Annotated in this window: 17 protein-coding genes; 10 read left to right on the top strand and 7 right to left on the bottom strand. The window is 34.5% G+C overall.

Annotated features, from left to right (window positions below):
• From GGR10_RS03500 to GGR10_RS03485, 4 genes are all read left to right on the top strand, one after another.
• Positions 1-840, top strand: coding sequence for a TrmH family RNA methyltransferase (locus tag GGR10_RS03500; RefSeq protein WP_182479944.1), 840 nt, complete (start codon positions 1-3; stop codon positions 838-840).
• 26 nt (positions 841-866) lie between these two features.
• On the top strand, positions 867-1,355 hold the full coding sequence (gene lspA / locus GGR10_RS03495; protein WP_182479943.1) for a signal peptidase II: 489 nt from the start codon (positions 867-869) through the stop codon (positions 1,353-1,355).
• A gap of 984 nt (positions 1,356-2,339) precedes the next feature.
• Positions 2,340-3,113: a Bax inhibitor-1/YccA family protein gene (locus GGR10_RS03490; RefSeq protein WP_182479942.1), complete on the top strand. Its 774-nt coding sequence runs from the start codon at positions 2,340-2,342 to the stop codon at positions 3,111-3,113.
• A 135-nt stretch (positions 3,114-3,248) separates the two neighbouring features.
• Positions 3,249-4,127, top strand: coding sequence for an endonuclease/exonuclease/phosphatase family protein (locus GGR10_RS03485; protein WP_182479941.1), 879 nt, complete (start codon positions 3,249-3,251; stop codon positions 4,125-4,127).
• Here the strand turns inward: GGR10_RS03485 and polA are convergent.
• The 6 genes from polA to GGR10_RS03455 form a co-directional block, all read right to left on the bottom strand.
• The gene (polA, locus tag GGR10_RS03480) at positions 4,124-7,030 is read right to left on the bottom strand and encodes a DNA polymerase I (protein ID WP_182479940.1); all 2,907 of its coding nucleotides are present in this window, start codon (positions 7,028-7,030) and stop codon (positions 4,124-4,126) included. The genes GGR10_RS03485 and polA overlap by 4 nt on opposite strands.
• A 316-nt stretch (positions 7,031-7,346) precedes the next feature.
• Entirely contained in the window at positions 7,347-8,054 is a 708-nt protein-coding gene (gene dnaQ, locus GGR10_RS03475; RefSeq protein WP_182479939.1) for a DNA polymerase III subunit epsilon, read from the bottom strand.
• Positions 8,055-8,058: 4 nt separating this feature from the next.
• Positions 8,059-8,661 (bottom strand): dephospho-CoA kinase, encoded by a 603-nt coding sequence (gene coaE, locus GGR10_RS03470; protein ID WP_182479938.1) that lies wholly within the window; start codon positions 8,659-8,661, stop codon positions 8,059-8,061.
• Positions 8,658-9,536: a shikimate dehydrogenase gene (locus tag GGR10_RS03465; protein ID WP_182479937.1), complete on the bottom strand. Its 879-nt coding sequence runs from the start codon at positions 9,534-9,536 to the stop codon at positions 8,658-8,660. The genes coaE and GGR10_RS03465 overlap by 4 nt, the downstream gene beginning before the upstream one ends.
• On the bottom strand, positions 9,529-10,125 hold the full coding sequence (locus GGR10_RS03460) for a Maf family nucleotide pyrophosphatase (RefSeq protein ID WP_182480083.1): 597 nt from the start codon (positions 10,123-10,125) through the stop codon (positions 9,529-9,531). Before GGR10_RS03460 ends, GGR10_RS03465 begins: the two co-directional genes overlap by 8 nt.
• Positions 10,126-10,133: 8 nt before the next feature.
• Positions 10,134-10,958 carry a pyruvate, water dikinase regulatory protein gene (locus tag GGR10_RS03455; protein ID WP_182479936.1) on the bottom strand — a complete coding sequence of 275 codons (825 nt, stop codon included), beginning with the start codon at positions 10,956-10,958 and terminating at the stop codon, positions 10,134-10,136.
• Positions 10,959-11,694: 736 nt separating this feature from the next.
• Here GGR10_RS03455 and rho point away from each other — a divergent pair.
• From rho to GGR10_RS03425, 6 genes are read left to right on the top strand one after another with little or no spacing between them, the layout of a single operon-like run.
• On the top strand, positions 11,695-12,960 hold the full coding sequence (rho, locus tag GGR10_RS03450) for a transcription termination factor Rho (protein ID WP_182479935.1): 1,266 nt from the start codon (positions 11,695-11,697) through the stop codon (positions 12,958-12,960).
• Between the two features lie 31 nt (positions 12,961-12,991).
• The gene (mnmE, locus tag GGR10_RS03445) at positions 12,992-14,299 is read left to right on the top strand and encodes a tRNA uridine-5-carboxymethylaminomethyl(34) synthesis GTPase MnmE (RefSeq protein WP_182479934.1); all 1,308 of its coding nucleotides are present in this window, start codon (positions 12,992-12,994) and stop codon (positions 14,297-14,299) included.
• Positions 14,300-14,344: 45 nt separating this feature from the next.
• Complete coding sequence (gene mnmG / locus GGR10_RS03440) at positions 14,345-16,213, top strand: tRNA uridine-5-carboxymethylaminomethyl(34) synthesis enzyme MnmG (RefSeq protein ID WP_182479933.1); 1,869 nt, start codon at positions 14,345-14,347, stop codon at positions 16,211-16,213.
• Positions 16,213-16,860, top strand: a complete 648-nt coding sequence (gene rsmG, locus GGR10_RS03435; protein ID WP_182479932.1) for a 16S rRNA (guanine(527)-N(7))-methyltransferase RsmG — start codon at positions 16,213-16,215, stop codon at positions 16,858-16,860. Before mnmG ends, rsmG begins: the two co-directional genes overlap by 1 nt.
• A gap of 6 nt (positions 16,861-16,866) precedes the next feature.
• Positions 16,867-17,664, top strand: coding sequence for a ParA family protein (locus tag GGR10_RS03430; RefSeq protein ID WP_182479931.1), 798 nt, complete (start codon positions 16,867-16,869; stop codon positions 17,662-17,664).
• A gap of 60 nt (positions 17,665-17,724) precedes the next feature.
• The gene (locus tag GGR10_RS03425) at positions 17,725-18,633 is read left to right on the top strand and encodes a ParB/RepB/Spo0J family partition protein (RefSeq protein ID WP_010704453.1); all 909 of its coding nucleotides are present in this window, start codon (positions 17,725-17,727) and stop codon (positions 18,631-18,633) included.
• On the opposite strand, the gene GGR10_RS03420 is transcribed toward GGR10_RS03425, so the two are convergent.
• Positions 18,630-19,091 carry a hypothetical protein gene (locus GGR10_RS03420; RefSeq protein WP_246784631.1) on the bottom strand — a complete coding sequence of 154 codons (462 nt, stop codon included), beginning with the start codon at positions 19,089-19,091 and terminating at the stop codon, positions 18,630-18,632. The two genes, GGR10_RS03425 and GGR10_RS03420, sit on opposite strands and share 4 nt — an antisense overlap.
• Positions 19,092-19,230: the final 139 nt, after the last annotated feature.

Below are 19,230 nucleotides of genomic sequence, written 5' to 3'. Positions count from 1 at the left end.
ATGGATACACAAAAAACGGGTCAAGTTAAAGAAATCACCTCTCTTAGCAACCCTATTATTAAAAGCCTTAAAGCACTCAATCAAAAGAAGAACCGTAATCGAGATGGAGTCTTCATGGCAGAAGGACTTAAACTGGTGATTGATGCTTTAAACCTTGGCTGGGCAATTCAAACACTTATTTTATCTAAAAATAAAGTTGGTAACACTGTTATTGAAAATATAGCTGCACGTACTGTAGCTCATGGTGGTTTTGTCATTAAAGCTTCACAAAAAGTTATGGAATCTATTACCCGGCGTGATAATCCGCAAACAGTTGTTGGCATTTTCAAACAACAGTGGCACCCTATTGAAATGATAAAGGGACTAACTCAAGATGTCTATATTGCACTTGATCGTGTACGTGATCCTGGAAATCTTGGTACCATTATCCGCACTGCAGATGCAGTGGGAGCAAAAGGGGTTATGTTGATTGGCGAAACAACAGATCCTTTTTCACCCGAAACAGTACGTGCAACAATGGGATCAATTTTTTCTGTACCACTCTACCGTTTTAGTGAAAGCGCCTTTTTGAATTGGTCTACACACTTTAAAGGCATCATCATTGGAACACATCTTAAAACATCTGTTGATTATCGTAGTGCTGATTTTAAAAAAGGTCCTATTATACTTTTAATGGGAAATGAACAACAAGGTCTACCAGATGTCCTTGTTGATTGCTGTGATCAACTGGTGCGTATTCCGCAAAATGGACGTGCCGATTCACTTAATTTGGCTATAGCTACAGCTGTTATGCTTTATGAAATTCGCCGTCCTTATTTAACACTTGAACCCGCGATTTAACACTTGAACTCATGTGAGGTCAAAATATGACACACAAATCATTATCCTTCCTTTTTTCTGGTTTGTTTATTACAGTTTTACTTGATCAAGCGATAAAATTTTGGGTTATACAGACCATACCTTTAGAAACAAAAATTCCGCTTCTTCCTTTTATTTCGCTTTACCACGTACGCAATTCTGGTATTGCATTTTCATTTCTTTCTTCTTTTTCCCATTGGGGACTCATTGCTTTTACACTCATCATTATTATTTTCCTTCTATGGTTTTGGAAAAATATCGAACGTGATAAAATTTTAACACATTTTGGTATTGTCTTGATTGTTGGTGGAGCAATCGGAAATCTTATTGATCGTGTTCGTTTCCATTATGTTACTGATTATATATCATTCCACATTGATGGCATCTTTTCTTTTGCTATTTTCAATCTCGCTGATACTTTCATAACACTTGGATCCATTGCCGTGTTAATTGATGAATTCCGTATTCTTGCTTCGAAAAAAAGGCTGTCTCAATAATAATACTTCCGCGAAATAATATACTACTTCATTATTTATGAAGTTATTTCTGCTATAAATATAACCTCTTATTTTATCTACTGGTAAGGTTAACCCACAACGTATTTACACTCTATTTGCTACTGTTTTTTCTTTACAGAGCTTAGTGAAATTGTAATCCTAATTTACAAAGGAAAAATTCAATATTCATTCTTTAGTTGTGCTATTATTAAAGCTTCTTCCAGCTTTGTGCAGTATTTTTAATGTATAATTATGGTATAAGCCGTATTGTTAAAAAACTAACACTGGATTAATATTACGGATTTAAGCTAATAGAAAAAAATGCTTTTAGATTAAAATCTAACATCTCATAGACTATTTTTAACGCCCTTTACTACCATCAAGTAAATGATACAATATTGGAGATATTAGTAAAGCAGATTTTATTACTGTTTTAGATTATTTTGATTTGTTTTTATAAAATTGACGATATAAAAATAGTGCCTCTTTTGGCTATTGAAGTACTGACAACTAAAATTTGGCCTGGATAGTACTTTAGTTATGAATTATTGTTAATCACCCAAAATAGAAAAATCTTTAGTATTCATAAAAAAATAAAGTGCTTAGCTAAGTTTTTGAAATTATACGCATTAATAAATATTACTGAATATAGCTAATTTTTTTTAAATTTATTCAAACAAAATTGTTCATTTCAGCTACTGATAAAATAGATTACCTAATCTTTTAAAATATCCTTGAAACAATTAAATATTTCCAGTTAAAATGCGCTCTTTCATTACGAATTTGTAAGTTTTCCTTTCAATAAAAGTCTCTTGTAATTTTTAAATAAATCTCCATAATAGAAAAAGCGTATGCTGGAATTTTACCAGCAGCGTTTAGGGTTGTTTATATGAGCTTAATAATAGCTTATATAACGTTATTAAAAGGAATTTTTACCTTTTAATCCTAACTCGTGACGGAACATATGCTAAAGGACTTTTTATTATGGCTGATTTCAAAAATTTACGTTCGGCGTCTGTTTCTCACGCCGATGCATCAATCGACCAAGGATTGCGCAGTTATATGCTGGGCGTCTATAACACAATGGCCATTGGTTTACTTATTACAGCTTCTGCTGCTTATATAATTGCATCATTGGCCACAACAGCAGATATAAATCAAGCAGTTGCACAAATTAATGGTAGCGTTTACTTAACATCATTTGGAGTGACATTTTATACGTCACCTTTATCTTATGTCATCATGTTTTCGCCACTTGTTGCTGTATTATTTCTCAGTTTTAAAATCAATACGCTTAGTACCAATGCTGCTCGTAGTCTCTTTTTTGGTTATGCAGCGCTTGTTGGCCTTTCACTGTCGTCAATTATTTTGCGTTACACACCTGAAAGTATTGTGCAGACTTTTGTTATCACTTCTGCAGCTTTTGGCTCTCTTTCGCTTTACGGCTACACTACAAAACGTGATCTTACAGCGATGGGGTCGTTCTTATTTATGGGGTTGATCGGCCTGCTACTTGCTATGGTCGTTAATATTTTTCTGGGATCAAGCGCCTTACAATTTGCTATTTCAGTAATTGGTGTTCTCGTTTTTGCGGGTTTAACGGCTTATAATACACAGACTATCAAATTAATGTATTATGAAGGTGATGCAGATGACACGCGTGGTCGTAAAATTATTATGGGTGCGTTAAATCTCTATCTTGATTTCATTAATATGTTTGTTTTCTTGTTGCAATTTTTGGGTTCAAATCGCAATTAACTATACAGTTATTGTTTTATTGAAAAGCCTTGTTTCATACAAGAAACAAGGCTTTTTTGTTTTTAATATAAGTTCGTATTTTTTGATCTTTTAGCATTATATTTACGTGTACTGAACAACTAACTCAAACATAAAATGATAAAGAAGCCTCATAAACCAAAATTTCGCTGGCCCACTGCATTTATTCAGCAAAAGCTTCATAACCCCCTCTTAAGGGTTATTCGTAATCGTTCTGGTTACCGACCAAATACTGTTAATTATGATAAAGATTATGATCTTGTTGTTGCTTCTTATAATGTTCATAAATGCGTAGGTGTTGATAAAGTTTTCAACCCTACTCGCATTGTACGTGTTATTGCAGAATTACAAGCTGATATTCTCGCACTCCAAGAGGCAGATAAACGTTTTGGTGAACGCATTGGTTTGATTGATCTTAAATTGTTAAAAGCTGAAACAAATTTGATTCCTGTGCCTTTGAATACCATGTCACCCAATGGCCATGGTTGGCATGGTAATGCTCTTTTTGTGCGTCAAGGGAAGGTACATGATATTTTACAAATCTCCCTACCTGGTATTGAACCACGAGGTGCTATAATGGCAGAATTAGAAATGGAGACAGGTTTTATTCGCATTATCGCAGCTCATTTTGGCTTGTTACGCCATTCTCGCAATCAGCAAGTAAAAATGCTTCTTGCACTTTTGCAAAAACGTTCTTTTATGCCCACATTACTTATTGGTGATTTTAATGAATGGCGAGTAGGGAAAAAATCGTCATTAAATCATTTTTTTCCTTATTTTGATATTACACGAGGAACTGTACCGAGTTTTCCTTCTCGTTTTCCTTTTTTAGCTCTTGATAGAATTTTTGCTTTTCCTCCCCATTTGGTAACAAAAATTGAAAGTCATTATTCCCCACTAGCACGTGTTGCATCAGATCACTTACCAATTAAAGCTCATCTTAACCTTGCCAATGTAATGACGACATTTAAAGATCAAATAAGCGAGAAAAACTAATGTGCCTCATTCCAGTTTTGCGCAGCAGTGACTTTTACTTTAAGAGGGACAGACAAAGATAATGCAGGCATTGCAGCATTTTCCATCACCTTTGTAACAAGGACTTTTGTTTTTTCACTTTCAGTTTCTGGTACTTCAAAAATCAGTTCGTCGTGAACCTGTAGTAGCATTTTTGCTGACAGTTTTTCTTTTTTCAAAGTACCTTCCATTTGAATCATAGCACGGCGAATGATATCTGCAGCTGATCCTTGAATTGGTGCGTTGATAGCAGCTCTTTCATTGAAAGTGCGGACTTGTGAATTAGTCGCTTTTATTTCAGGGTAATGAATACGACGTCCAAAAATTGTTTTTACATAACCATGTTGGCGCGCAAATGATTTAGTCGTTTCCATATAATCTTTAATTCCTGGAAACCTTTCAAAATAAATATCAATATAGCGACTTGCCTCATTTCGTGAAATACTTAATTGGTTTGCTAATCCAAAAGCTGAAATACCATAAATAATACCAAAATTAATCGCCTTTGCACGTCGGCGTATATCTGAGGACATTCCTTCTACTGCAACTCCAAATATTTGCGATGCGGTTATAGCATGAATATCTTGATCTTGTGCAAACGCTTCTTTCAATGCAGTGATATTGGCGATATGTGCAAGAATGCGCAATTCAATCTGACTATAGTCGGCTGATAATAGTACACATCCCTTTGGAGCAATAAAGGCTGTTCGAATTTTGCGCCCTTCTGGCGTTCGTATTGGAATATTTTGCAGATTGGGCTCTGATGAAGATAACCGCCCTGTTGATGTCGTTGCTAAAGAATAATTAGTGTGAACACGCCCTGTCTCAGGCAAAATGTAATAAGGTAAAGCATCTGTATAAGTGGATTTTAATTTTGTAAGTTGGCGCCAATCAACGATTTTACGTGGTAAAGTGTGACCTTCAGCGGCTAATTCTTCTAAAATTTGTGCAGAGGTTGACCACTGACCATTTTTGGTTTTAACACCCCCAGATAAACCCATTTTACCAAAAAGAATATCACTCAATTGTTTTGGTGAAGCAATATTAAATCGTTCACCAACCAACTGGTAAATTTCCTCTTCTAAAGAAAGAGCAGCCTGCGCTAACTCACATGAAAGACGCGAAAGAATTTGCCTATCAACCAGAATCCCTCGTTCTTCCATTTTTGCGAGAACTTCTATCAGTGGTCGATCAAGACGTTCATAAATTTTCGTCACGCCTTGTGCAACAAGTTGTGGCTTTAAAACTTGCCATAACCGTAGCGTTATATCGGCGCCTTCTGCTGCATAAAAGGTTGCCTGTTTTAAATCCACTTGTGCAAAAGAAGTAATTTTCTTTCCGTTATGCGTTAAATCTTTGTAAGCAATTGGTTTATGCTTAAGCCATCGTTCAGATAAAATATCCCTATCATGAGTCGAAGTTCCAGCATCTAAAGCATATGATATGAGCATTATGTCATCAAAAGGTTGCGTCACAATGGCGTATTGTTTCATAATCAACCAATTATATTTCATATTATAGCCAATTTTTAATACAGCTTGATCTTCTAATATTGGTTTTAAAAGCGCTAAAACCTTTTGTGTTTCAATTTGTGTGGCTACACGCCCACCTCCTAAAAGGTCGCATCCTCCTTCAGTGTGTTCTAGTGGTATATAAGCTGCTTTTTCTGGCTGTAATGCCAACGAAAAACCAATAATTTTCGCTTGTATAGGGTTTAATGAGGTTGTTTCTATGTTAAAAGCAAAATAACCTTGCTCTTGTGCTTCCAATAACCATTCTCTTAAGATTTCCTCATCAAGGATGGTCTTATAAGAATCTCCTACATTTTTTTGTACAAGAGCTTGATCTTTACGTTTTTGTGCTAAAGTCTGTGGTGAATCTTTACAAAAATCATGAGTTAATAATGGACCAACTTTCTTACTATCCAAGTCAGGCCCATGAATAGTTTGAGTCCACTCAGTATCTATATCAAGTGCATCAATAACCTCTGCATCACATGCTGTTGCTTCTGCTACACGACGGGTTAACGTTGTAAATTCCATAGCTTTTAAAAAAGCAATTAAACGCGGGCCATCTTGTGGTTCTAAAATGAAATTATCTAAATTATTGTCTATAGGGACATCTGTTTTAAGCTTTACTAATTCACGAGAAATCTTTGTTTGCTCTTTATAAGCTTGAATATTTTCACGCCGTTTTACTTGTTTGATTTCTTCTGCGTGTTGCAATAAGAGATCGAGAGTACCAAATTGATTTAATAATTGTGCTGCAATTTTTGGACCAATACCTGGAACACCTGGAATATTATCTGTGGAATCTCCAACTAAAGCTTGCAAATCAATCATTTTTTCAGGCGTTACACCCCATTTTTCTATGACTTCAGAAACACCGATATGTTTATCTTTCATTCCATCATATAAAGATACATGCGTATTTACCAATTGCATTAAATCTTTATCTGAGGAAATAATCGTTGTTTTCGCTCCCGCTTGAGTTGCCAATTGCGCATAGGTCGCAATTAAGTCATCTGCTTCAAATCCTTCTTTTTCGATGCAAGGCAAATTAAAAGCTTTTGTAGCTTGTCGTATCAGAGCAAATTGAGGAATAAGATCTTCAGGAGGGGCTGCACGATTAGCTTTATATTGAGGATAAATTTGTTTACGAAACGTATCAGACGAATAATCAAAAATAACAGCAAAATGGGTTGGCACAATACCAACAGCCGTATTGCGAGCATCACAAAGTAATTTCCATAACATGTTGCAAAAACCGGCTACAGCCCCTACAGGAAGCCCATCCCTTTTGCGTTTTAAGGGTGGTAAAGCGTGATAAGCACGAAAAATGTAACCTGATCCATCAACTAAAAATAAGTGATCTTTTGTTTCCATGATAATTTCATTTTAGCGCAAAATAAATTTATTTTTATATTTTTTTTGATCTCATTTCAAAATTTATAGAGTTGCCTCTGAAAAGCCATTTTTTTGTTTTTATAAGGTATAAAGCCGTTGCGTTTTATAGTCAGTACCGAGAGCTTTTCTTTGTTATTATAGGATATGATAGCTTTCATTTTACTCCTTCTATGATAGCTGAGGTACAACGTAGCGGTAAGGTCGTTGTGGTGTTCCCCTCCCCACAACGGCCGTATTTTTAAGAATTATATTACCCAATCCAAATTTTTAATAATTTTTTCAAAGAATTAAATTCTTATTGAAAAATTTTGAAGTTATTCCACAAAGCCTTATCGCCTATTTTTTTAACTAAATCAGCGTGCATATCTTTTTCTTGTGCGCTTAACCTTGAAGGTAAAGCGTGGGGACGAGCTTTAATTGTATGGGGAATATTCTTGCCATTTTGAACATTTTCATCAAGGTCACTATTGTTATCAAAACTAAGTACACCCTGTTTTCCACCAATTAACTCAATATAAACATCAGCAAGAATCTCTGCATCAAGTAGAGCACCATGAAGAACACGATTACTATTATCAATCCCAAAACGTTTACATAAAACATCAAGAGAATTAGGCCCCATAGGGAATTTTTGCCGTGCTATAGCTAGTGTATCAATGACATTATCAACACTGATAAGCGGTTTATTGATCCGCCCTAATTCTGCATTAAGAAAGCTTATGTCAAAACTTGCATTATGAGCAACCATTGTTGCACCATCGATAAATTCTAAAAACTCATCAGCAATATCTTCAAATTTCTTTTCATTTTTTAAACGTTCATTGGTCAATCCATGAATTGCTACAACTTCATCAGGGATAATGACTCCTTGCGGATTTAAATAAACATGGAATTGACGTTTCGTAAGATAACGATCAACCATTTCTACACAACCAATTTCAATAATACGATCGCTGTCTTTATCTAAACCCGTTGTTTCGGTATCAAAAATAATTTCACGCATTTCTTTAATTCTTTAAAGATACATCCTTTAGTAAACTCTTTATTATATGAAAAACTTGTTGACGTGTATTATCTAAACTTTTTCCCGTATCAATCACAAAATCCGCACGTTCTCTCTTTTTTTCATCGGATATTTGTTTGGTACTGATCGCTGCAAATTTTTCCTCACTCATATTTGGACGATTCATTACACGCTTTTTTTGTATTGCTGATGGTGCAGATACAACAATTACACTATCTACTCGATTTTCACTGTTTGTTTCAAAAAGAAGTGGAATATCAAGGACTATTAGTTTTTTTCCCTGTTGGCGTGCTCTATTAACAAATTCTTCTTCTTTTTTCCAAACTAAGGGATGAATTATTTTTTCTAAAGTTTGTAGTTTTTCGTGATTATTTATCAAAACTTTAGAAAGTTTTAAACGATTAACTTGACCATTTTCAACAACACCTGGAAAAGTACGTATAATAAGCGACAAGACTGGCTCACTACGGTAAAGTTGGTGTACTACTTCATCAGCACTAAAAACAGGAACACCTGCTTGTTCAAAAAAACGAGCAGTTGTTGATTTGCCCATGGCAATTGATCCGGTCAATCCTATAATTTTCATATTTTATTTTCACTCATATCCTCTACAATTGCTGTTCGCAATGCCTTTGTTACAAGCGGTCTTGTTCCAAACCACCGTTCAAAACCAGGTACAGCCTGATGTAAAAGCATACCAAGTCCATCAACTGTTTTCAAACCATGAGCTTTTGCTTGTTGTAAAAAAGGAGTTGTCAATGGAGTGTAAACAACATCTGTTACTAATGCTGTTGGTTTAACTTTATGAAAATCAAAAAAAACACCTTTTTGTTCGCTATAAAGATTTGTCATACCTACAGAAGTTGCATTAACAATGAAATCAACTTGATAAAGTATTTTGTAAATATTATTCCAGTCATAGACTTCAACAGGTTTTCCAAAATACTCAGCCAAATCGTCTGCATGTTGTCTTGTACGATTAAGCAAGAAAATACGTTCAAATCCACGTTTTTTCAAGATATATAAAACAGCGCGTGCTGCACCTCCTGCACCAAAAACAAGTGCTGTTTCTTTAACCCAATCAGGAGTAAACTCATCAAGATTAGCACTAAAACCATATGCATCAGTGTTTGTGGCACAAAGTTTTTGCCCCTCAAACCATAATGTATTAACAGCACCAATAGCTGTTGCTATCTCATCTTTATAAGTTGCTAAGTGAAAAGCTTCCTGTTTATGGGGTAAGGTAACATTGCCTCCACAAAAACCCCTTTTTTGTGAAGATATAAGAAAACTCTTAAATTCTTCGGTTTTCACCTCTTTTGCAAGGTACTCACCTTGTAAACCATATTGTTTGAGCCAAAAATTGTGAATCTTTGGTGATTTTGAATGATGAATAGGATAACCAGCAATAAAAGCACACGGATACTCTTTTTTTTTGCAATTTATTGCAAAATTAACCATCAATAACTCCCAAATGACGCAATTTAGCCAGCAAAGGTAATAATGGTAAGCCAATGATAGTAAAAAAATCTCCTTCTATTTTATCAAAAAGATGGATTCCTTCTTTTTCAATTTGATATACCCCTACACTTTTTAAAACATCCGCTTCTACATGCGTTAGATAATGTTCAATAAATTCCGATGAGAGAAAACGTACCGTCATATGAGCACTAAAAGCTTCAACCCAAATTTCTTGACCATTTTTGACTAAAGCTATTGCACTATGAAGAGTGTGTGTTTTTCCTGATAAAACACGTAATCGTTGATGTGCTTCTTTAATATTTGAAACTTTATGAAAAATCTGGCCCTCTAGATCAAGTATTTGATCACAACCTATAACTAATGCATGAGGAAAACGCTTAGAAACATCTTTTGCTTTTGCACTCGCAAGGAAACAACTCTTTTCTTTAGGAGTTTTAGTTTTTATTTTCTCTTCCACTTTTCTTTCATCAAAAGAAGCCCCTTCAATGGAGAATTTTAAACCAGCTTTGTCTAACAATTGTGCACGGTAAGAGCTAAGAGATGCTAATATTAACATATTTTCATCCATGATTTTTTTCATCTTCTCTCACGAAATTGTGATAAAAGTTTAAATACCGCTGCTGCAGTTTCTTCAATAGAACGTCTTGTTACATCAATAATAGGCCAACCAAAACGTTCATAAATGCGTTTTGCATAAATCAACTCTCTAGCTATGCTAGTGCGATCAGTATAATTTTCAATAGCAAAACCTTCTCCCAAATCTCGATTTTGGCGAATATGTGAAATTCTTTCAGCTGAAGCAATTAAACCAACAACTAAAACATTTTTTTCTTCCAAAAGAGTTTGTGGTAAATCAATTCCTGGAATAAGAGGTATGTTAGCAGTTTTTATTCCACGATTTGCTAAATAGATACTTGTTGGTGTTTTAGAAGTTCTTGAAATTCCTACAAGAATTACATCTGCATCTAATATACTATCAGGAGATTGTCCATCGTCGTGGTCTATTGTAAAATTCAACGCTTCAATACGACGAAAATAATCTGCATTAAGACCATGCTGCGCACTAGCACGTAAATTTGTTGGTGTTCCAAGATAAGACTGAAAAGCATTTAAAACAGGATCTAAAATGGCAACACAAGGAGTGCCTATTTTTGCACATACTTTATTGAGAAGTTGTTTTATTTCTTCATCAATAATTGTGTAAAGAACAATACCCGGCTCTTCTTGAATTTCATCAAGAATTTTTTGCAACTGTATTTTATTACGAATCATCGGGTAAAGATGTTCTATTGCCTGATACATTGTATATTGCGATGTAACAGCTCTTGCAGCAGAAATCAATGTTTCCCCTGTTGCATCAGAAATCATATACAAATGGAAGCTTTTTTTTTCTTTTTGCATAGAAATTTTAACTTCTTGTTAACAAATGTGTATAGAACTTCACACTTATTCATAAAATAAAAACTTTTAAAAAATATTTTGCTTTTATACACAAACTAGATAACTATGATACATAAATTTCTCTTTTTAAAAAAGAATGGGGATAATACTTCTAAAGTATTTTTATTATTTATTTTTTCTCTCTCTTCTTTGTGGACAAAACTGAGGACGAACAAGTATAACTAATAATCCACATTAAACACAGGTTTTAATAAGAAGAATTCCTTTTTTTAAATATCTTTAGATTTAGAAAATTTTTTTGGAAAAAAATTAGTCATAATAATGAATACTTAAATTACAGTAAAATAAAGTATAAATTATTTAATTTTCTATATATGTAATAATTGAGAATTATTACATATATAATATAAAGACAAATAAATATTTTAAAAATTAAAATAGAAAATATATGTATAATAATAATTAAAAATAAAACTCTAAATTATTTTATTTTTTAAAATAAGTTATTTTTTATAGTATTAATTTAATTTCTAAACTTAATCATAATTATTACTTCTACTGTAATTATTATATTAAACACAAATCCAAATTAATAGAGTAATGCTTGCAGTTTAAAAGAGTTAAGTGTATAATATTTACTTCTTGAATAAGAATGTTTTATTCTTCAAATTCCCCATAAACTCATTGATTTTTTTATTCAGAAACAATTCCCCATTCTAATTAAAGAGAATATTTCATGCAAGAAATGAAACTACAAGAGCTCAAAAGTAAAAATCCCGTTGAACTTGTTACTTTTGCTGAAACATTAGAAGTTGAGAATGCTTCATTAATGCGCAAACAAGAATTAATGTTTGCTATTTTGAAAAAACTCGCTTTACAAGATGTAGAGATTATTGGGGAAGGTGTTGTTGAAGTTTTACAAGATGGGTTTGGATTTTTGCGATCTGCTGATGCTAATTATCTTCCAGGGCCTGACGATATTTATCTTTCTCCTGCACAGATTCAGTCTTTTTCTTTAAAAACAGGAGATACGGTTGAAGGTCCTATTCGTGGGCCAAAGGAAGGGGAGCGTTACTTTGCTCTTCTTAAGATTAATACAATTAACTTTGAAGATCCTGAAAAAATTCGTTATAAAATTCATTTTGATAATTTAACTCCTCTTTATTCAAATGAACGTTTCCAAATGGAAATGCAAGATTCTATGAATAAGGATATGTCATCACGAGTTGTTGATTTAATATCTCCGTTAGGAAAAGGTCAGCGAGGGTTAATTGTAGCACCTCCTCGAACAGGAAAAACGGTTTTACTACAAAATATTGCTCACTCTATTACAACTAATCACCCTGAATGTTATCTTATCGTTCTTTTGATTGATGAGCGTCCAGAAGAAGTAACGGATATGCAACGTTCTGTAACGGGGGAGGTAATTTCTTCTACCTTTGATGAACCAGCAATACGTCACGTACAAGTAGCTGAAATGGTTATTGAAAAAGCTAAACGCTTAGTTGAATATGGACGTGATGTTGTTATCCTTCTTGATTCTATTACACGTCTTGGACGTGCGTATAATACAGTTGTTCCCTCATCAGGTAAGGTTTTAACAGGTGGTGTTGATGCAAACGCTTTACAGCGTCCTAAACGTTTTTTTGGTGCAGCACGCAATATTGAAGAAGGTGGGTCTTTAACTATTATCGCAACGGCTTTGATTGATACAGGTAGTCGTATGGATGAAGTTATTTTTGAAGAATTTAAAGGAACAGGTAATTCAGAAATTGTTCTTGATCGCAAAGTTGCTGATAAACGTATTTTCCCAGCCATGGATGTTCTAAAGTCAGGAACACGTAAAGAAGATCTTTTAGTAGCTCGTCAAGATTTACATAAGATTTTTGTACTTCGTCGTATTTTAGCACCTATGAATGTAACAGATGCAATTGAATTTTTAATTGATAAATTAAAACAGACAAAAAATAATAGTGAATTTTTTGATTCAATGAATACTTAGAAATATCATAGTTTTAAATAGGATTAGTCCTGTGGATACAATCTTTGCGCTTTCAAGTGGATTGTTACCTTCAGGGGTTGCAGTTATTCGACTTTCTGGTCCTCATGTTGTGAATATTGTTAAAACGCTTTGTGGTTGTTTACCTAAAGCGCGGTTTATGCATTATGGGAATCTTATTGGGCGTGATGGTAGCTTTTTAGATTCTGCTCTAACTGTTTTTTTTCCTGGTCCTCATAGTTTTACAGGTGAAGATTGTGCAGAATTCCATTTACATGGGGGTAAGGCTGTTGTTAATCGTTTTTTAGATGAATTATCTGCATTTCCTGAGTGCCGTATTGCTGAGGCAGGTGAATTTTCTCGTCGAGCATTTACTGAAGGAAAAATAGATTTAATTCAAGCAGAAGCTCTTGCTGATTTAATAGAGGCAGAAACAGAAGGTCAAAGACGTTTAGCTGTTATAGGTACAAGTGGACATTTAACGAAACTTTATCGTGGTTGGCGTAATGAGCTTATAACAGCACGTGCTTTAATAGAAGCTGAGATTGATTTTTCCGATGAAGACGATATTCCAGATTCTATATCTGATGAAATTTGGGAAAATATGAAAAAACTTAGCTGTTCTCTTTGTGAACATATTGCTGCAGGAGAACGTGCAAATATCTTAACTGATGGATTACGAGTTGTTATTGTAGGTGCTCCAAATTCTGGAAAATCAAGTATTATTAATCGTTTGGCTGGAAAACCTGTTGCTATTGTAACGGAAGAAGCAGGGACAACTCGTGATGCTTTAGAAATTAGATTAATACTTGGTGGTTTGCCAGTTTTTTTAACAGATACTGCTGGTTTTAGAAAAACAGAAAGTAAAATTGAACAATTAGGTATAGAAACTGCAAAACAACATATTATAGATGCTGATTTAGTTATTTTGGTTGATGATATGAATAATCCTCAAGAAATTCATTTACCAAAAACATCAGCTGAAATATGGCGTGTTGGCAATAAACTTGATCTTTATAAAGGAGATAAAACACGTTGGTCTATACAGTTTTCAGCATTAAGTGGCTTAAATTTTGATCATTTTATAAAGGAAATAGAATCATTTTGTCTGCATCGTGTTGCTGAAATTGGTAATGTTGTTTCAGCACAAAAAAGACAACTCCAATTATTAAAAGAAGCTGTTCAAGAAATTGATGCTTCAATAAATCATATTTCTCTTGATTTAAGTTTACGTGCAGAACATCTTCGTCGTGCAAGTGATGCACTTGGACGAATCACGGGTGATATTAATGTTGAAGATTTACTTGATGTTATTTTTTCACAATTTTGTGTTGGTAAATAAATGATTCACGTGAAACTTTAAAATAGTTTGATATGGAATAAACAAATGCAATTGTATGATGTTATTGTTGTTGGAGGGGGTCACGCCGGCTGTGAAGCTGCTTCAGCTTCAGCACGTGTTGGAGCAAAAACAGCACTTGTTACTTATCAAATATCAGAACTTGGTACAATGTCATGTAATCCTGCTATTGGCGGACTTGGAAAAGGGCATCTCGTCCGTGAAATAGATGCTTTGGGTGGCTTAATGGGGCAAGCTGCAGATGCTGCTGGAATACAATTTAGACTTCTTAACCGGCGTAAAGGACCAGCAGTCAGAGGACCACGCACACAAGCTGATCGACAATTATATAAAAACGCAATTCAAGGGTTTTTACAAAAACAAGAAAATTTAAAGCTCATTGAAGATGAAGTTATTGATCTAATTGTTGAAAATGGTCATGTTTCAGGTGTTTGTTTAAAAAAACAAGGGAATATTTTTTCTAAAGCTGTGGTTTTAACAACAGGTACATTTCTGCGTGGTCTTATTTATATTGGTGATAAAACATGGCATGCCGGTCGTATGGGTGAACAATCAAGTATGCAACTTGCTGAGCGCTTGAAAGAATATGACATAAAGCTTGGACGATTAAAAACAGGAACTCCCCCTCGCCTTAGTAAAAAAACAATTCGTTGGGAAATACTTCCAAAACAACAAGCTGATGAATATCCAGTACCTTTTTCTTTTTTAACAGAGAAAATAGAACAACCTCAGATTGAATGTGCAATTACACGTACAAATGCGCAAACACATCAAATTATTAGTGAAAATATACATCGCTCTGCTTTATATTCAGGAGCTATTGAAGGGCCTGGACCACGTTATTGTCCTTCAATTGAGGATAAAATTATTAAATTTGGTGAACGAGATGGACATCAAATCTTCTTAGAACCAGAAGGATTAGATAGCGATATTATTTATCCAAATGGTATTTCTACCTCTCTTCCTGAGGATATACAAATTTCTTTCTTGAAGACTATTGAAGGATTAGAAAACGTAAAGGTTTTACAACCAGGCTACGCTATTGAATATGATTTTGTTGATCCTAAACAACTGACAAGAACCTTAGAATTAAAATCTTTACCAGGATTATTCTTAGCAGGTCAGATTAATGGTACAACAGGATATGAAGAAGCTGCAGCACAGGGACTTTTGGCAGGGCTCAATGCTGCCCGTCAGGTGGGTGATTTAAAGAAAATTATTTTGAGCCGTTCGGTGGCTTATATTGGAGTTATGGTTGATGATTTAGTTTCACGAGGGGTTTGTGAACCTTATCGAATGTTTACATCACGGGCAGAATTTCGTTTATCTTTACGTGCTGATAATGCTGATGCTCGTTTAACTCCTTTAGCACAACAATGGGGTATTATTAGTGATACTCGATGGAAATTATATCAACATAAACAAAAATATCTTGATCAAGCACGGTCAATTTGTCAAAAACTCTTTTTAACTCCCAATGAAGCATCTGCTCATGGATTACATATAAATCATGATGGAGTTCGGCGATCAGCTTATGATCTTTTAGCTTATCCTGGTATGAATATAGAACGTCTTTCATCTTTTTGGCCTCAATTACAATCAATCGATGCTAAAACTGTTGAAACTCTAGAAATTGAAGCACAATATGCAGTTTATTTAGAAAGACAAGCACAAGATATTGCTGTTCTTCAACGAGATGAACGTTTAGAAATTCCTGCTTCTCTTGACATTCAAGCAATTTCTGGGCTTTCAAATGAATTAAAAACAAAAATTCAACAAGCATCACCACGCTCAATTGCTGATGCACAAAAAATTGATGGCATGACACCAGCAGCATTATCATTAATTATTACATCTATTCAGCGTCAAAGACGTGAAAAGGCAAAATCAACTTAATGACTTTCTTGATAGAACAAAAATATCAGGATCTCTTAAATCTAGTTCCTTCTGTTTCACGTGAAACGGTAGAAAATTTAATGAGATTCGAATCTCTTGTGATTCAATGGAATAAACGTATTAATTTAATATCTACTGCGACAGTACCAGCTTTATGGACACGTCATATTTTAGATTCTGCTCAGATTTATCCTTTACATAATCAGTGTTTGCATTGGTGTGATTTTGGATCAGGAGGGGGATTTCCCGCAATTGTTATTGCTATTTTTCTCAAAAATAAAAAAGGAGGACATATTGATTTGGTTGAAAGCAATGGAAAAAAAGTCGCTTTTTTACGAACAGTCATTGCTCATTTGGATCTTCCAGCAACAGTTCATCATTGTAGAATTGAAGATGTATATCAGAAAATAAATAAGCCAGAGATTATAACTGCGAGAGGTTTGGCTTCGTTGGATGTTCTTTTACAACTTTTATCTCCTCTGTTAACACAAAAAACAATAGCTCTTTTTCAAAAAGGTCGGGATTATATGACAGAAATAAAAAATGCCTCTGCCAATTGGCGTTTTGATCTGCTAAAACATCAAAGTAAAATTGATACAAGTTCTGTTATCTTAGAAATTTCTCATGTTCAATCATGTAAAGGGTAAGGCAAAATGAGCGAAACACGAATTATCGCTATTGCAAACCAAAAAGGTGGGGTGGGTAAAACAACGACAGCTATTAACCTTGCAACAGCTTTGGCAGCTATAGGTGAAAATATTCTTATTATGGATATTGATCCACAAGGTAATGCAAGTACAGGACTTGGAATTGATCGTAATAGTCGTCCTTTATCCTCTTACGATGTTTTAATTTCTGGAATTTCTGTGGTCGATGCTGCTTTAAAAACAGTTGTGCCTAATTTGCATATTGTACCTTCTACACTTGATCTTTTAGGTGTTGAAATGGAAATTGCTTCATCGCAAGATCGTATTCAGCGGTTACGCAAAGCTCTGTGTGAAGATCAGATGGTGTCTCAAAAATTCAGTTATATTTTGATTGATTGTCCTCCTTCACTTAATCTTTTAACATTAAATGCTATGGGGGCAGCAGATTCTGTTTTGGTGCCAATGCAATGCGAATTTTTAGCACTTGAGGGTTTAAGCCAATTGCTTGAAACAGTAAAACAAGTACGGTATGCTTTAAATCCATCTCTAGAAATTCAAGGTATTGTTTTAACGATGTACGATGGACGTAATAACCTTTCAAATCAAGTTGTTGAAGATGTACGCTCTTTTATGGGAGAAAAGGTTTACCGTACTGTTATTCCACGTAATGTACGTGTTTCTGAAGCTCCTTCTTTTGGTAAACCGGCATTACTTTATGATCTTAAATGTGCTGGTAGTCAGGCCTATTTACGACTGGCAACAGAGGTTATTCAGCGCGAAAAACAAGCAAAAACTGCTGCTTAAAAAGTGTGAGAAAAGTAATTTAAAGTAATTTATTGTGAGGTTAGTTCAAAGAGTAAAATCATGAATGATGATCAATCAAAAAAAAGACTAGGTCGTGGATTGGCAGCATTAATCGGAGATGTCAGTTTAAATAATGATCCTGCACATCTATTAAATCCTGCGAGATTCACAATGAAGTCAAATATGGATTCTATCGTTTCTGAACGGTTGGTATCTATTGAACTTATTTCACGTAATCCCAATAATCCACGACGTCACTTTACGGATTTAGAACTTGAAAATTTAGCTCAGTCAATTCGTCAACATGGTGTTGTTCAACCTGTTCTTGTAAGGCCTTCACCTCATCACCCCGGTCGGTTTGAATTAATCGCTGGTGAGCGGCGGTGGCGTGCTGCACAACGAGCCAATTTAAATCAATTACCCGTTATTATTCGCGATGTAGATGATAAGACAGCTTTAGAATTAGCTATTATTGAGAATATTCAACGTGCTGATCTTAATCCTATTGAAGAAGCAATGGGATATGAAATGTTGCTTAATGAACATGGTTATACTCAGGCAGATTTGGCACAAGTTATTGGAAAAAGCCGAAGTTATGTTACAAATACTCTTCGTTTGTTAAAACTTCCACCAGAAGTACAGAAATTTTTGATTGATGGCCAACTTTCCGCTGGTCATGCACGTTGCCTCATTACTGTCAACAATCCACAAGATTTGGCTGAAAAGATTATTCATGAAGGGCTCTCTGTTCGTCAGGCAGAAGTGCTTACACATGAACAGGCAAATCCTAAACTTAAAAAACGAACTTTAGTGGAAAAAGATACGGAAACAAAATCTTTAGAAAAATTATTGACTGATATGATCGGAATGAAAGTAGCCATTCGACACGGTAAAGATGGTGGTGATTTAAAAATACATTATTCTTCATTAGAAGAATTAGATGATATTTGTCGGCGTTTACAAAGTTAATCAATAGTCCACAAAAGAGTACGAATTCGGTTAATATGTTTTTGACCAAATTCCAGATTACTTTGAGATAAAGTAATTTTTTCATCAAAATTATCGTTGTCTTCAAGTGCTGATACTGCAGCCAATGTTGCTTGAAGTGCCATAAAACCAACAACATAATCTCTTGGTGTAATATTGTGTTTTTCTAAAACGCCAGCAAGTTTTGGTCGACCAGATACAGAAGCAACAAGCCCTTCAATACTATTATCATTTCCAGTACCAGGTGCGTCTGGTTCTGCGGGTAAATTCGCAACTTCTATTTTAATTTGTTCCATTTTTACAAGAAAATCTTCTGTTAAAGGATAATTCGCAACGATATTTGAGGGAAGAGTAGATGTTATAACAGAATGATAATCTGTTTCATTTGCCATTGTTTTTTGAGCATATGTCGCAAAGGGAGAGAGTAAAATAAAAAACACATACAATGCCAATTTCAACATGGTTAGAACTATTCCCTTCTTTTACAGTTTTTTAGCAACAACTTTCTTTATTTGCTTTTTTGTTGGCAAGATTTTTCTACAAAGTATTATTCATTTCAGTAATGAAAAGAATTTATAA

Source organism: Bartonella chomelii (assembly GCF_014138465.1).
Classification (GTDB): domain Bacteria; phylum Pseudomonadota; class Alphaproteobacteria; order Rhizobiales; family Rhizobiaceae; genus Bartonella; species Bartonella schoenbuchensis.
Note: the sequence above shows the minus strand (reverse complement) of the source record. Positions and strands in the feature narration are given on the sequence as shown.